Origin of the sequence: Streptomyces sp. NPDC048291, from assembly GCF_043201715.1 — a bacterium.
In the GTDB taxonomy this organism is placed as follows: Bacteria; Actinomycetota; Actinomycetes; order Streptomycetales; family Streptomycetaceae; genus Streptomyces.
On record NZ_JBICZC010000021.1, the window covers coordinates 155,624 to 170,378 of the forward strand.

Consider the following 14,755-nt stretch of genomic DNA (forward strand, 5'->3'; position numbering starts at 1 on the left):
CGGCCCTTCCTCCGACAGAAAGGTTCGCCCAGTGGGACAGCCCAGCCATGCCCCGAAGGACCACGACTGGTGGCGTTCGGCCGTCATCTACCAGGTGTACGTCCGCAGCTTCGCCGACAACGACGGCGACGGCACCGGCGACCTCGCGGGCGTCCGCGCCAGACTGCCGTACCTCGCCGAACTCGGCGTGGACGCACTGTGGTTCAGCCCCTGGTACCCGTCACCCATGAAGGACGGCGGCTACGACGTCGCCGACTACCGGGCCATCGACCCGGCCTTCGGCACCCTCGCCGAGGCCGAGAAACTCATCGCGGAGGCGCGCGAGCTGGGCATCCGGACGATCGTCGACATCGTCCCCAACCACGTCTCCGACCAGCACCCCTGGTTCCAGGCGGCCCTGGCCGCCGGACCGGGCAGCCCGGAGCGCGAGCTGTTCCACTTCCGCCCCGGCCGCGGCCCGAACGGCGACCTGCCGCCCAACGACTGGCCCTCGCAGTTCGTCGGCTCCACCGAACCGGTCTGGACCCGGCTGCCCGACGGCGAGTGGTACCTCCACCTCTTCACGCCCGAACAGCCCGACCTCAACTGGGCCCACCCGGCCGTCCACCAGGAGCACGAGGACATCCTGCGCTTCTGGTTCGAGCGGGGCGTCGCGGGCGTCCGCATCGACTCGGCCGCCCTGCTCGCCAAGGACCCGGACCTGCCCGACCTGGCCTCGCACCCGCACCCCCACCCCTTCGTGGACCGCGACGAACTGCACGACGTCTACCGTGCCTGGCGCGCGGTCGCCGACGCCTACGACGGTGTCTTCGTCGGCGAGGTCTGGCTGCCCGACGCCGAGCGCTTCGCCCGCTACCTGCGCCCCGACGAACTCCACACCGCCTTCAACTTCTCCTTCCTGTCCTGCCCCTGGGACGCGGCCCGGCTGCGGACCTCGATCGACACCACCCTCGCCGAGCACGCCCCGGTCGGCGCCCCCGCCACCTGGGTACTGTGCAACCACGACGTGACGCGTACGGCCACCCGATACGGCCGCGAGGACACCGCCTTCGACTTCGCGGCCAAGGCGTTCGGCGTCCCGACCGACCTGGAACTGGGGAGCCGCCGGGCCCGCGCCGCCGCCCTGCTCTCCCTGGCCCTGCCCGGCGCGGTCTACCTCTACCAGGGCGAGGAGCTGGGCCTGCCCGAGGCCGACATCCCGGCCGACCGCATCCAGGACCCGATGTACTTCCGGTCCGGCGGCACCGACCCCGGCCGGGACGGCTGCCGGGTGCCGCTGCCCTGGGCGGCCGGGGCGCCGTACGCGGGCTTCGGCTCGCGGGAGGAGCCGTGGCTGCCGCAGCCGGCCGGCTGGGCGTCGTACGCCGTCGACCGGCAGCAGGACGACCCGGGTTCCATGCTCGCGCTCTACCGGCGCGCCGTCGCGCTGCGCCCGCGCTTCGGCGACGGCCCGCTGACCTGGCTGCCCGCCCCCGTGGGGGTGCTCGCCTTCACCCGCGCCGACGGTGTGACGTGCGTGGTCAACCTGGGCGCCGCCCCCGCCGAACTCCCAGCCCACTCCGAACTCCTGCTCAGCAGCGGCCCGTTGGACGACGAGGGCCGGCTGCCGCAGGACACGGCGGCCTGGCTGACGGACTGAGCCGCCGGTACCGCTCGCGCTGTCCCCGCCCCCACCTCCGAAGGGATCAGCACATCCAGCGCAGTACAGGCAGAACTGTCAGGAGCATGCCAGCCGCGGTGGCCGCGGTGGCGCTCGCCGACGGTGGCGGCAACTCCGGCTGGTCGAGCGCCTGGTCGGACTGCTCCACCTGGCCGACGCCCGGGCAGGGCAACCCCGACCCGGACCCGGGCCGCAACCTCGCCAAGGGCCGCCCGGCGAGCGCCACCGGCTCGGTGGACGTCTACACCCCCGGCAAGGCGGTCGACGGGGACGCCAACAGCTACTGGGAGTCCACCAACAACGCGTTCCCGCAGTCGCCGACCGTCGACCTCGGCGCCTCCTGCGCGGCCCGCCGCCTGGTGCTGAAACTGCCCCCGTCCTCGGCCTGGGCCGCCCGGACCCAGACCGTCACCGTCCTCGGCAGCACCGACGGGTCGAACCACTCGACCGTGGTGGGCTCCACGGGCTACCGCTTCGACCCGGCCACCGGCAACACCGTCACCGTGGCCCTGCCCGGCTCCACGAACCTGCGCTACCTGCGGCTCACCGTCACCGCCAACAACGGCTGGCCGGCCGGCCAGTTCAGTGACGTGGAGGCGTATCTGACTCCGTGACCGGGTCCTCCCCCCGGGGAACCCCGCGCTTCGCCGCCTGGATCTGCTCGTAGACGTGGGTCCGCAGTTCGGCGAAGCGCGGGGCGACCCGGGTGTGCAACTGGTCGCGCTCGTCCGGCAGATCGACCTTCAGCTGGTCCCGGACGACGGTCGGGGAGGCGGACAGGACGATCACCCGCTGGCCCAGGTAGACGGCCTCGTCGATGTCGTGGGTGACGAACAGGACGGTGATCCCGCGCTCCCGCCACAGCCCCCGGACCAGGTCCTCCAGATCCGCCCGGGTCTGGGCGTCGACGGCGGCGAACGGCTCGTCCATCAGCAGCACCCGGGGCTCGTAGGCGAGGGCGCGCGCGATCGCCACCCGCTGCTGCATACCGCCGGACAGCTGCCACGGGTAGGCGCCGGCGGCGTCCGCGAGACCGACCGAGCCGAGCGCGTCGGCGACCAGCTCCCTGCGTCGCTCGCGCGGCAGGTGCTTCTGCTTCAGCGGGAGTTCGACGTTCTCGGCGACCCGCATCCAGGGGAACAGGCTGCGGCCGTACTCCTGGAAGACGAACGCCATCCCGGGCGGCGGCCCGGTCACCTTCCGCCCCTCCAGGAGGACTTCGCCGCCGGACGGGGTGAGCAGGCCGCCCATGCACTTCAGCAGGGTCGTCTTGCCGCAGCCCGACGGCCCGACCAGACAGACGAGTTCACCCGCCGCCACGGTGAAGGTGAGGTCCCGCACCGCCTCCACACGGCGGCCGGATCCGTCGTAGACCTTCTGCAGGCCGCGTACGTCGAGCATGGACCACCCCTTCGCGAGGTTCATTCAGGACCGCCGGGTTGTCGCGCGCAGCCCGTGGTACCAGCCGAGCACCCGCCGCTCGACCACCTGGAAGACCACCGACAGCACGAAGCCGAGCAGCCCCAGCAGCAGGATCCCGGTCCACATGCCGGGGATCGCGAACTCGCGCTGGAACTGCACGATGGCGAAACCGAGCCCGTTGCTGGCCGCGAACATCTCGCTGATGACCATCAGGATGATCCCGATCGACAGCGCCTGCCGCAGGCCCGCGAAGATCTGCGGACTCGCCGAACGCAGTACCAGCGTACGCAGCCTCGCCGCGCCCGTGATGCCGTAGGAACGGGCCGTCTCCGCCATCACCGGGTCGACCGCCCGCACCCCCTCGACGGTGTTGAGCAGGATCGGCCAGACGCAGCCACTGGCGATCACGATGACCTTCATGCCGTCGCCGATGCCCGCGAACAGCATGATGACCGGCACGAGCACCGGCGGCGGCACCGCCCGCAGGAACTCCAGGACCGGTTCGCACACCGCCCGCACCCGCCGGTACGAGCCGATGACCGTGCCCAGGGCCACGCCCACGACGGCCGCCGACGCGTACCCGGCGAGCAGCCGCAGCACACTGCGCAGCAGGTCGTCGCGGAGCCGCTGACCGGTCCAGACGTCCGGGAAGGTCTTGAGGATCGTGCGCAGCGGCGGCCAGTAGATGTTCGTGCTGCCGGCGGAGGCCAGCCACCACAGCGCGACCAGGACGGCGGGCAGGGCGAGGAGGTACCCGGCCTTCAGCAGGACGGCCCTCACACCGCCACCTCCCCGCGCACCGACTGGTGCCAGGCCAGCGCCCGCCGCTCCACCGACCGGGCACCCACGTTGACGAGCAGCCCCAGCAGTCCGGTCACCACGATCAGGGCGTACATGTCCGGCACCGCCTGAGAGGCCTGCGCGACCGCGATCCGCTGCCCCAACCCCGGCGCCCCGATGACCAGTTCGGCGGTGATGGTGAGGATCAGCGCGACCGCGGCGGCCAGCCGGACGCCGGTCATCACGTACGGGAGCGCGGTCGGCCACAGCACGTGTCGGACCCGGGCCCAGGTGCCCAGGCCGTACGACCGCGCCGTCTCCTCGGCGACCGGGTCGACGTCCTGGACGCCGTACATCACCTGGATCAGCACCTGCCAGAACGAGGCGTAGACGACGAGCAGGAGGACCGAGCGGAGTTCGGTGCCGTAGAGGAGGATCGCGAGGGGGATCAGGGCGACCGAGGGGATCGGGCGGAGGAACTCGATCGTGGAGGCGGTGGCCGCGCGCAGGTGCGGGACGACCGAGAGGACGACCCCGGCCGCGATGCCGGCGCCGACCGCCACGGCCAGGCCCACCGCCCAGCCGGTGAGGGTGTCGCCGAGCGCCGACCAGAAGGCGCCGTCGGCGAGTTCGGTGCCCAGCGCGCGGGCGATCCGGCTGGTCGGCGGGAAGTAGTCCGCCTTGACCAGGCCGAGCCGCGGCACCGCCTCGCCGAGGACGAGGAAGGCCGCGAGCCCGGCCGCACCCAACAGGGCGTTCAGCCCCTTCACGGGTTCGGTCACGGCAGCAGCTTGTCCAGGTCGGGGGCCGTCTTGAAGAGGCCGTCCTGCTCGCTGAGCTTCTCCAACGTCTCGATCGACGAACGGTTCGCCTCGGCGGGCCACTTGGGCAGCGTCACCTTGGCCAGCACGTCGGCCGGGGTCTTGGTGTAGGTGGTGACGATCTGCCGGACCTCGTCCGGGTGCGCGTCGGCGTACGACAGAGACTCCGCGACGGCCTCCTGGAACTTCTTCACGACGGCCGGGTTCTTCTGTGCGTACGACGTCGACGTGAAGTACATGGCGACGGTGAGGTTCGGCGCCACGTCGACCAGCGGCGAGGCGATCTCGGTGGCGCCCTGGAGCTTCATGGTGGCGAGGGCGGGTTCGACGGCCATCGCCGCGTCGATCTGGCCCTTGTCGAGCGCGGCCGGCATCTGGTCGAAGGCGAGCTCGACGAAGTTCACCTTGTCCGGGTCGCCGCCCGCCTTGCGCACGGACTCGCGGACCGCGGTCTCGTTGATGTTCTTCAGCGTGTTGACGGCGACCTTCCTGCCCTCCAGCTGCTTCGGCGACGTGATGCTGCTGCCCTTCTTCACGACCAGCCCGCCGAAGTCCTTGCCGGCCACGCCGGTCGAGGCCACGCCGTTGGCGATCGCCTGCACCGGCACGCCGTTGGACTGCGCGATCATCAGCGAGGTCATGTTGCTGAAGCCGAACTGGAACTGACCGCTCGTCACCCCGGGCACGATGGCCGCGCCGCCCTGCGCGAGGGTCGTCGACAGCTTCAGGCCGCGCTTGCCGAAGAAGCCCTCCTTCTGGCCGAGATAGAGGGGGGCCACGTCGACGATGGGGATGATCCCCACCTTGACCGTGGTGGTGCCGCCCGACGAGGTGGCGGTGGACGACGAGCCCCCGGAGGAGCCGCAGGCCGCCGTGGCGAGCAGGAAGGTGCCGGTCGCGAGACCGGCGAGCAGACGACGCATGGCTCCTCCTGTGCAGACATCGGTGTTCCGACAGGCTGTGCGCAGTGCGCACAGTGGTGCTCGTTCAGGGGGTGCTGAGCGGGACGGTAGAACCGGCCGGAGGACCGGGTCAATGGGCTTGGCTGACAAAATTGTTGACAGTTACCGAACCGCGCTCTCACCGTGTTCCCGGTAGCGGCCATGCCGGACCGGGGAGGCGATGAGGCCCGTGAACGCCCGCGCACCGCACTTCGTGAGGTCCTTCGAACGCGGCCTCGCCGTCATCCGCGCCTTCGACGCCGAGCATCCGGCGCGCACGCTCAGCGAGGTGGCCGGCGCCTGCGACCTGCCCCGCGCCGCCGCCCGCCGCCTGCTGCTCACCCTCGCCGACCTCGGATACGTCCACTCGGACGGCCGCCTGTTCCGCCTCACCCCGCGCGTCCTGGAACTCGGCTACGCCTACCTCGCCGGCCTCGACCTGCCCCGCCTCGCCGCCCCGCACCTGGAGCAACTCACCTCGGCGGTGGGGGAGTCGGCGGCACTGTGGGTCCTGGACGGGGACCAGGTCGTCTGCGTCGCCCAGGTCCCCGCCCGGCGGGTCATGGCGGCGGCCGTCGCCGTGGGGGCGCGCTTCCCGGCGCGCGGTACGGCGGCGGGCCGCGCGATGCCGGCCTCCTCGCCGCAGGCCGAAGGCGCCGAGGACCATGTGCTGCTCGACGGCGACCCCGAGGACGGCGTGACGACACTGGCCGCCCCGGTCCGGGACCGGAGCGGCCAGGTGGTGGCCGGGGTGAGCCTCGCGGTGCACTCCGGGCGGTTGTCCGCCCCGAGGGTCCGCCGCGATCTGCTGCCGGGTCTTCGAGCGGCCGCGGCGGCGATCGAGGCGGACCTGCGGATCACAGATCCAGTACCAGCCGCGCCCCTCGGCACCGCGACACACAGATGAGCATGGTCTCCCCGGCCGCCCGCTCCTCCTCGGTGAGCACCGAGTCCCGGTGGTCCGGATCGCCTTCGAGGACATCCGTCTCGCACGTCCCGCAGGTCCCCTCGGTGCACGAGTAGAGCACCTCGACCCCGGCGGCCCGGACGGTGTCGAGCACGGAGACGCCGCGCGCCACGGTGAGGGTACGACCGCTCTGCGCGAGGACCACCTCGAACTCCCGCTCCTCGCCCGCCGGTTGCTCCTTCGGCCGGAACCGCTCCATGCGCAGCACCTCCGCCGGGCAGCGCGCCTCCACCGCGTCCAGCAGCGGCCCCGGACCGCAGCAGTACACCAGGGTGCCCGCCGGGACGTCGTCCAGCACCGCGCCGAGCTCCAGCAGCCCCGACTCGTCCTGCGGGGCGACGGTGACCCGCTCCCCGCCGTACCGCGCCAACTCGCCGGTGAACGCCATGGACCGCCGGGTCCGGCCGCCGTACAGCAGCGTCCACTCGGCGCCCGCGGCCTCGGCGGCGGCGAGCATCGGCAGGATCGGGGTGATGCCGATACCGCCCGCGACGAACCGGTAGCGGGGTGTCGGTTCGAGCCGGAAGTGGTTCCGCGGCCCGCGCACCCGCACCTTTTCGCCGACGCCCAACTGCTCGTGCACATGGGCGGATCCGCCCCGCCCGTCGGGTTCCCTGAGGACCGCGACCCGCCAGCGGGACCGGTCCCCGGGATCGCCGCAGAGCGAGAACTGCCGCTCCAGCCCGGGCCCGAGCAGCACATCGACATGCGCCCCCGGCTCCCAGTCGGGCAGTTCCTCGCCGAGGGGATGCCGAAGGGTGAGGGCGACCACGCCGTCGGCCACCGACTCCCGCTCGTTCACGACCAGTTCGGCTTCGTAGAGGCTCATGCGGTGCGCTCCGGGGACTGGTGGCCCTCGGGGTGGCCGAGCATCCACTCCCACATCTCGACCGGGTCCTGGGCGGTGTGCTCGGCGCCGCAGTGACAGGTGCCGTGCAGGACGTCGGTGCCCGGCAGCCAGTCGATGCGGTAGATCTCCCCGGTCCGGCCGGTGGGTGCGCTCACAGGACCTTCTCCACGGGCTTGTCGCCCTCCTCGACCAGCCGGCCCAGGATGCGGCGGGCGGCGAGACCGCCGGTGTCGATGTTGATGCTCAGCTCCTGGTAGCCGGCCCGCTCCGAACCCAGCGTCCGCTGGAGGAGGTTGAGGGCGTCCACGTCCTGCATGACCACCGTGTGGTTGTTGCTCCGCAGGAACTCGGTGACCTCCGCGTCGTCGGTCGCCCAGTCCCGGGAGACCATCCAGAAGTCGTACACCTTGCCGTCCGAGGACGGGGTGATCGCATAGGTGATCTCGGTGTGGAAGCCGTTCGGGTCGCTGCCGTCGGCCTCCGGCACCACACCGGTCGGCGCGATCCGGCTGTGCAGCAGATACAGGCACGGCGCGTGGTACTCGATGTCCTGCCAGCGCGTGATCCGGCCCTCGATGCCGGTCGAACGGGCGTAGAACGGCGGGCACTCGGCGTCGTCCATGTGCCGGCTCACCCGCACGATCCCCGCGCCCTCGTCGACCTCGGTGGTGATGGGCGTCTCGGCGACCTCGGGGGTGCCTATGTAGCCGCCGTGCAGATAGGTCTCGTGGGAGAGGTCGAGGAGGTTGTCGACGAGGAGACCGTAGTCGGCGTCGATCGGCTCCATGCCCCGGACGGTCGTCCAGCCGGGGGCGTCGAGATGACGTGCCCGCGGTATGGACCCCGCGTCGGCGAGGGCCGGGTCGCCGACCCACACCCACACCAGCGAGTCCTGCTCGACCACCGGGTAGGAGGCGACCCGGGCGGTGCGCGGGATGCGTTTCTGCCCCGGCACGTACACGCAGGCGCCGGTCCGGTCGTAGGTGAACCCGTGGTACCCGCACACGATCCGGTCGCCGTCCAGCCCGCTCTCCGACAGCGGGTAACGGCGGTGCACACAGCGGTCGCTGAGGGCGACGGGCGTGCCGTCCTCCTCCGACCGGTAGAACACGAGGGGTTCCCCGAGGATCGTCCGCCCGAGCAACTCACGCCCGACCTCGTGGCTGTAGGCGGCGACGTACCACTGGTTCCTGGCGAAGGCGGTGATGTGAGGCATGGCGTTCCCGTCCCTGAGAGAGCGGGGCGCCGTCGCCCCGCGTGCCGTGGTTGGACTCAGGGTCGTGACGGTCGCTGGGGCTCGGCAAGGCGGCTTCTGCCAGGCGGAAGGGCTTCTGTAAAGAGGCTGATCAGAGTCTTGTTCTGTCAACCCCTGGTCGCCAGAGTGGAGTGCCGCGTGGTGCGGCCATTCGGTTCGCGCTCGGGGGAGCCGGAGGCGGCGACGGCGAGTGCGACTACTCACAGCGTGGCGTCAATCGCCCAGTAATGTCCACTTAGTCTCATCTGTGATACTCCTCTCTCGGCGGATGCTCGGTACAGCGGCAAGAATCAGCATCACTGCAGGTCAACTACTGTCCGTTTTGGAGTCGGGGGCCCTCGGGGCGAATCCGGGTCGAATCCGCGCCCTTTCAGGCCGTTGAGCGTGTTGCCGCTGGTCAGGGTGGTGTGAGGTCGCGCGCTGGTTCGCCTTGCGGATGGGGGTGGCGCGGCGAGCAGTCGGGCCGATGAGCCGCTGAAGAGGCACTGAGTGGCGGTGGTCGGTTGCCAGGGGTGTGGGCTGACCAGCGGATTCTTCGCTGCTGGTGGCGGTCGCCTTTCGTGATCACGTCCTGCGGAAATGTCTTCAGGCGGGCCGGCTGATGCCTGATGGCCCGGGATTGATGGTTCCTGGCCGAAACCGACCTGCCGAGCGTTTCAGGGGCCGTCCAGGAGCCGCGCGGTGGTCGGGCCATGTGGCAGAGGCCCCGCTGCCTCGCGCGGCAGCCGGCGCTCTCGCAACATCCGGTACACCACCGGAACTGCCATTCCGCGGCGCCGACATCAGCACAGCCATGGTCGGCTCGCCGTCACCGACGCCGAACTGGAAAATCTTGGTACCTCGACGAGTTCATGGGTCCGCGAGGCCCCTTGAGTGGCTCTCATGTAAGTCCTGCTCCTGGCTGGGCAGGTGGGGGCACATCTTTCGGCGGCCAGTAGAGACTCCCCACGTACGGCCGGCTCGATTACCCAACCGGCAGTCACACTCAGTAGCCTCGGCGCTGGCTACGGGGGCCTGGCGCATGAAGGGCTGACCGTGCTCGCCGACCACGCCCCGGACCTGTCCACCGCGCTGGAACGCGCGGCGGCGGCCGGGTACACCCACCTCAACCTGGACGGCACCGTGATCCGCACCGACCGCGTGGCCGCCGCCGGCCCCAACGGGGCGGGCCTGTGGTGGTCCGGGAAACACAAGCATCATGGCGGGAACGTGCAGGTCATCGCTGCCCCGGACGGCTGGCCGCTGTGGGTCTCGCCGGTCCGCCCGGGCCGCGAGCACGACACCACCTGCGCCCGGGTTCACGGCCTGGTCGACGCTCCGAACCGGCTCGCCGTCACCCTGGGCATCCCCACCCTGACCGACCTCGGCTACGAGAACACCGGGCCCGGCTTCCGCCACCCGGTCAAGAGGCCCAAGGGCGGCGAACTCGCCGAGCCAGACAAGGCGTTCAACGCCGTGATCCGAGGTGTCCACGCCGTTGCCGAGCGCGCCAACGCCCTGCTGAAGGTCACCTTCAAGGCCCTGCGCCGAGTCAGCCTCGACCGCGCGGCCATCACCCGGATCGCCCGCGCCGCCCTCGTCCTGCTCCAGCTCGAACACGACCGCACCATCTGGTCAATCACAGAACGTCGTGATCCAACGGGCACCGACCTGTCGCGCTGGCAGGCCGACGAACTCCGGGCCGTTGTGCTGGCACTCGACAACAGGTCCCGCAAGAGCCACGGTTGGAAAGGCGCGGCGGTCTGCACCTGGGCGTGGACTACTGCCACGCCACCGGCGGCCCGGTCACGTTCGAGCGGCTGGCGGGCACCTCCGTCCTCATCATCGACGCGGTGGGCGCCAAGCTCGACGTCGACGCCTACCTCTCCCTCCTGGCCCGTGGGCATTCGTACGCCGCTCGCGGGTCTGTACCGCAAAGGCGCCGAGGGGAAGAAACACGTCCAGGCCGTGCTCGCCCTCGCCCGCCGACGCGTCAACGTCCTGTGGGCGCTGATCCATGACCGACGGTGCTACGAAGCGACTCCCCCAGCGGCCACGACCGCTTGACAACAGCATCAGGAAGCCAGGGCACATTGGTTTCGACGAGGGCACTGATGTGCCCTGGGCTTCCTCGGAGCCCTGGGCCTCCGTTTCCGCGAAGGCGTCGTCGATCGCCTTACGGATGAGATGCGCAGGATCGGGTCGGCACCGGGATCGAGGCCGGCATGAGCACGGCGGTCACGGTGACCTGTTCACCGATGATGCGGTGCTCGCCGACACGGATCCATGGCTCGCGGAGACATGCCGAGATGCCCGGACTCTCCGGGCCGATGGCGAGGGTCACCACGGCGTAGACGGCCGCCGCGGGCACGGTGTCGAGCCATTCCTGGGCGTGCGACGCCGGTTCCTCCCGTACGTGTCCGGGCCTGCTGCGGGGGTGGGTACAACGCTGATCCCGCGTTCCGACGAAGTGCCCCACCCGTACTCATGTCGGGTGGGGCACTTCGTCGGTAGCGAGGTCCGGGCCTTGCCCGGCTCAGACGCCCACCGGCTCTGCGCCGCCGACGTCCTGCAGGACGCGACGTTCCTGGAAGGACGCGGTGATGCCCCCGATGCCGTAGACGATGCTGAACAGCCCGAAGACGGTGGCCAGCGAGACCGCACCGATGTCCGGCCGGACGAACAGCACGAAGGCCAGCGCGACCGACACCAGGCCGGTCAGGATGAACAGGGCCCGCTCACCCGGCTTCTCTCCGCGCTGGAAGGCCAGGCCGATCTCCAGGCCACCCGTCAGCAGGGCATACGCGGCGATCCAGATCGTGAGGGCCATCGCGGTGATGCCGGGCCAGGCCAGGGCGACCACGCCGGCGACGACATCCAGCAGGGCAAGGAGCAGCCAGCCGAAGACCGGACCCACCCGGTCGCTGCTGAAGGCGCGCATGGTGTCCGTCGCCGCGCCCATGAACGCGTAGACGGCGAACAGGATGACGAAGGCGCCGATGGTGATGCTGGGCCACACTACGGCGACCACTCCGACGGCAACCGCCAGCAGACCGCGCCAGAGCAGTGCGTTGGGCGAACTGAGCATGATGATCTCCCACTCGATGAAAGTCTCGCCTGGGTCCGGACGCGAAGCGAGGGATGCCGGTGGTGCCGTCCGGCTCTGCTCGAGTCGTGTCGTCCACCCTGAACGCTAGGGCGGCCGGCCTTGCTGCTGATCCGTCATCCGACTGCGTTCCCTACTTCATCCCACGGGGCGGACCGAGCCCTGTCCGGGCCTGCTGCGGACATGCAGGATGCTGTGCAGTCATGTGACAGAAGCCCGGGCCCGCGCCCCGGCGAGAGCATCGGTGCTGTCCGCACAGCAAGGAGTCCACATGGTCACAACAGCGCCAGTTCGTCCGGGTGTCGAGGACCGATGGCGCCGCTCGGCATCGCCGCTGCGGTCGCGGCACTCTGCCCCGGGCCGAGGGGAGAGCCTTCGCTCTGCGGACATGGGTGAGCGCATGGGTGATCCGACCGGCGGCCGACCGTGATCGAAGGCCGACGCATCCACCTCGCCACGGACGTCGTCAGCCACCCCGCTCCGGGCGCCGCGGGCGCCTCGCAGGGCCCGCGGGATCCGGTGATCGACGCCCCGCAGCCGCAACCGGTCCGCCGGGCGGCCGACCTGTGGCGGCTGCTGCTGTCCCTCGCCGCGCTCACGGCGACGGTGCTGCTCGCGGTCGTGACGCGGGATTTCGCCCGGTCCGTGCAGGAAGGGCTGCTCAGCGCGGCGACCGCACTGCCACCCGGGCTGCGCGACGGTCTGGTGGGACTCGTGCAGGGGTTCGCCCTGCTCGCGCCGACCTCCGCACTGGCACTGTGGGGTACGCGGCGGCGGATCGACCCGGTTCAGCGGGTGGTACCCGCGGCGCTGCTGGGCGCGCTGACCGCATGGTCCCTCACGCACCTCGCGCTGGCGCGCGGCAGGCCGGATCTGTGGCCGGCGGTACTGGCCGGCCGGGCCGGTCTGGTGCACGCGGGCTGGCCCTCGGCGGTCTACCTGGCCGCCTGCGCGGCGGCGGTCGTCGGGGCGGGTCCGTGGCTGGGGCCCCGGGCCCGGCCGGCGTTGTGGTCGCTGACCGCCGTGTGTGCGGTGTTGAGCGTCGCCGCCGCCGCGATCGTGCCCTTGGACGCCGTCGCGGCGCTCGCCGTGGGTGGCGCGGCGGGATCGGCCGTGCTGTTGCTGGGCGGGGCGCCGACGGACCGCCCGGCGGCACAGGCGGTCGCCGACGCGCTGGTCGCCAGCGGAATCCCGGTCTCCACCCTGCGTGAGCTGCCCTCGGACGACCAGCGTCCCGGTGCGGGGATCGTCTACCACGCCGAGACCGCCTCCGGTTCCCGGCTGGCAATACGAGTGCTCGCCGCCGAGGACCACAACCGCGATCTGTTCCACCGGCTCGCCCGTCGGACGCTCCTGCGCCACCCGGCCGACGCGACAGCCCGGTCACCGCTCGGGGCGGCCGAGCACGAACTGCTCATGCTCGTCTTCGCGGCCCGGACCGGCGCCCGGGTGGACGAGCCCGTGATGGCGTATCCGGTGGCCGGGGGCGGCGCGCTCGTGGCGACCGTCGGGAAGGGCTCCCGTGCGCTGTCCTCGCTGCCGGACGAGGAGCTGACCGACGACGTGCTGGAAGGCGTGTGGACGTCCGTGGCCCGACTCCAGGAGCATCGGCTCGGTCACCGGGCACTGCGCCCGGAGCACGTCCTCGTCGAACCGGGCGGCGAGTCCCGGCTCTTCGCGTTCGCGCGCGCCCAGCTCAACGCTCCCCCCGAGGTGCTCGGCAGCGACATCGCCGAACTGCTGGCGACGACCGCGATACGGGTCGGCCCCCAGCGCGCCACCGTGTGTGCGCTCGCCGGCCTCGGACCGGACCTGCTGGCGACCGCCCTGCCCTACTTGCAGCCGCTCGCCCTGATCGGCCCGGCGCGGCACGACGTCGCCCGGTACGACCAGGCCCGCGCACGCGCCGCCAGGGAGGGTGCCCGCCGACGGCGGACGCTGCGTGCCGGCGGCCGTCCGAGTCTGCTGCGTGATCTCGCCGCCGAGGTCGAAACAGCCAGTGGTGCTCCGGCGGCCGCGCCGGCGCATCTCGCGCGCTTCACCTGGAAGAGCGTTCTGGGCCTGCTGGGCGCGTTCCTGGTCCTCCACCTGGTGCTGCCCCAGTTCGCGAACGCTCCGGCGGCCCTCGACGCGCTGCGCGACGCCAACTGGTGGTGGGTGCTCGCGGTGCTGCCCGTGACCTTCGTCTCGCAGGCGTTCTCGACGTGTCTGCAACTGGGCACCATCCCCGACCGGCTGCAGTTCCTGCCCACGTACTGGGTGCAGTTCGCCAGTTCCTTCCTGAACCGGATCACCCCGGGCAACGTGGGCGGCATGGCGCTCAACCTGCGCTATCTGCAGAAGACGGGGATCGAGACCGGTGCCGCCACGGCCTCCGTCGGGCTGCAGAGCCTGGCCGGTGCGGTCTCCAACGCGGTTGTCGCCGCGGTCTTCTTCGCCTTGGCGGGGCAGCGCCATGGCGGAGTGCGTCCGGACCTGCCCTCCGGCCAGAAGGTGCTGTGGGCCATCGCCCTGACGCTCGCCGCCGGGAGCCTGCTCGCGCTCACCCGGCCCGGCCGGCGCTTCCTGGGCGAGAAGGTGTGGCCGTTCCTGCGCGCGGCCGGGTCGACCATTGCCGGGATCGCTTCCCAGCCGGCCAGACTCGCGGTGGGCGTCACCGGTGCGCTCGGCCTGCCTCTGGTCCAGGTCGTCGGTATGGCGCTGAGCGTCCACGCGTTCGGCGGCGGGCTTGCCTTCCTCCAGGTCGGCGCCGCGTACATGGCGGCCCGCCTGATCGCCGGCGCGGCTCCCGTGCCGGGCGGTCTGGGCGCCCTGGAGGCCGGTCTCATCGCCGGTCTGACCACGCTGGGCATGGCGGCCGGGGCAGCCACGTCGGCCGTCCTCGTCTACCGGCTCCTCACGTTCTGGCTCAACGTCCCCATCGGCGCGGTGGCGCTCGGGGACGTGCAACGCCGGAACTACGTCTGAAAGAAGA

General features: G+C 71.5%; 11 protein-coding genes and 2 pseudogenes. 5 read left to right on the forward strand and 8 right to left on the reverse strand.

Annotation, left to right across the window (positions count from 1 at the left end; all coding sequences use genetic code 11):
- Positions 1-31: 31 nt before the first annotated feature.
- Both ACGF5O_RS44450 and ACGF5O_RS44455 read left to right on the forward strand, forming a co-directional pair.
- A complete protein-coding gene (locus tag ACGF5O_RS44450; protein WP_393815647.1) occupies positions 32-1,639 on the forward strand; it encodes a glycoside hydrolase family 13 protein in 1,608 nt (535 codons plus the stop codon).
- A gap of 110 nt (positions 1,640-1,749) precedes the next feature.
- Positions 1,750-2,274: pseudogene (locus tag ACGF5O_RS44455) on the forward strand (discoidin domain-containing protein); the annotation flags it as partial.
- Here ACGF5O_RS44455 and ACGF5O_RS44460 read toward each other — a convergent pair.
- From ACGF5O_RS44460 to ACGF5O_RS44475, 4 genes are read right to left on the reverse strand one after another with little or no spacing between them, the layout of a single operon-like run.
- The gene (locus ACGF5O_RS44460; RefSeq protein WP_393815648.1) at positions 2,243-3,061 is read right to left on the reverse strand and encodes an ABC transporter ATP-binding protein; all 819 of its coding nucleotides are present in this window, start codon (positions 3,059-3,061) and stop codon (positions 2,243-2,245) included. The pseudogene ACGF5O_RS44455 and the gene ACGF5O_RS44460 overlap by 32 nt on opposite strands.
- A 24-nt stretch (positions 3,062-3,085) precedes the next feature.
- Complete coding sequence (locus ACGF5O_RS44465; RefSeq protein WP_393815649.1) at positions 3,086-3,862, reverse strand: ABC transporter permease; 777 nt, start codon at positions 3,860-3,862, stop codon at positions 3,086-3,088.
- Positions 3,859-4,632, reverse strand: coding sequence for an ABC transporter permease (locus tag ACGF5O_RS44470; protein WP_393815683.1), 774 nt, complete (start codon positions 4,630-4,632; stop codon positions 3,859-3,861). Before ACGF5O_RS44470 ends, ACGF5O_RS44465 begins: the two co-directional genes overlap by 4 nt.
- 8 nt (positions 4,633-4,640) lie before the next feature.
- Positions 4,641-5,606, reverse strand: coding sequence for an ABC transporter substrate-binding protein (locus ACGF5O_RS44475; protein ID WP_393815650.1), 966 nt, complete (start codon positions 5,604-5,606; stop codon positions 4,641-4,643).
- A 199-nt stretch (positions 5,607-5,805) separates the two neighbouring features.
- On the opposite strand from ACGF5O_RS44475, the gene ACGF5O_RS44480 reads away from it, so the two are divergent.
- On the forward strand, positions 5,806-6,531 hold the full coding sequence (locus tag ACGF5O_RS44480; protein ID WP_393815651.1) for a helix-turn-helix domain-containing protein: 726 nt from the start codon (positions 5,806-5,808) through the stop codon (positions 6,529-6,531).
- Here the strand turns inward: ACGF5O_RS44480 and ACGF5O_RS44485 are convergent.
- The 3 genes from ACGF5O_RS44485 to ACGF5O_RS44495 are packed head-to-tail and all read right to left on the reverse strand — an operon-like array spanning position 6,482 to position 8,657.
- Positions 6,482-7,420, reverse strand: coding sequence for a PDR/VanB family oxidoreductase (locus ACGF5O_RS44485; protein ID WP_393815652.1), 939 nt, complete (start codon positions 7,418-7,420; stop codon positions 6,482-6,484). The genes ACGF5O_RS44480 and ACGF5O_RS44485 overlap by 50 nt on opposite strands.
- Positions 7,417-7,596, reverse strand: coding sequence for a hypothetical protein (locus ACGF5O_RS44490; protein WP_393815653.1), 180 nt, complete (start codon positions 7,594-7,596; stop codon positions 7,417-7,419). Before ACGF5O_RS44490 ends, ACGF5O_RS44485 begins: the two co-directional genes overlap by 4 nt.
- Positions 7,593-8,657, reverse strand: a complete 1,065-nt coding sequence (locus ACGF5O_RS44495) for a Rieske 2Fe-2S domain-containing protein (RefSeq protein ID WP_393815654.1) — start codon at positions 8,655-8,657, stop codon at positions 7,593-7,595. The genes ACGF5O_RS44490 and ACGF5O_RS44495 overlap by 4 nt, the downstream gene beginning before the upstream one ends.
- A gap of 1,143 nt (positions 8,658-9,800) precedes the next feature.
- Here ACGF5O_RS44495 and ACGF5O_RS44500 point away from each other — a divergent pair.
- Positions 9,801-10,742 (forward strand): annotated as a pseudogene (locus ACGF5O_RS44500) (transposase family protein); the annotation flags it as partial.
- 469 nt (positions 10,743-11,211) lie between these two features.
- Here ACGF5O_RS44500 and ACGF5O_RS44505 read toward each other — a convergent pair.
- Complete coding sequence (locus ACGF5O_RS44505; RefSeq protein ID WP_393659682.1) at positions 11,212-11,763, reverse strand: HdeD family acid-resistance protein; 552 nt, start codon at positions 11,761-11,763, stop codon at positions 11,212-11,214.
- A gap of 444 nt (positions 11,764-12,207) precedes the next feature.
- Between ACGF5O_RS44505 and ACGF5O_RS44510 the strand changes: the two genes are divergently transcribed.
- Positions 12,208-14,748 (forward strand): YbhN family protein, encoded by a 2,541-nt coding sequence (locus ACGF5O_RS44510; RefSeq protein ID WP_393815655.1) that lies wholly within the window; start codon positions 12,208-12,210, stop codon positions 14,746-14,748.
- Positions 14,749-14,755: the final 7 nt, after the last annotated feature.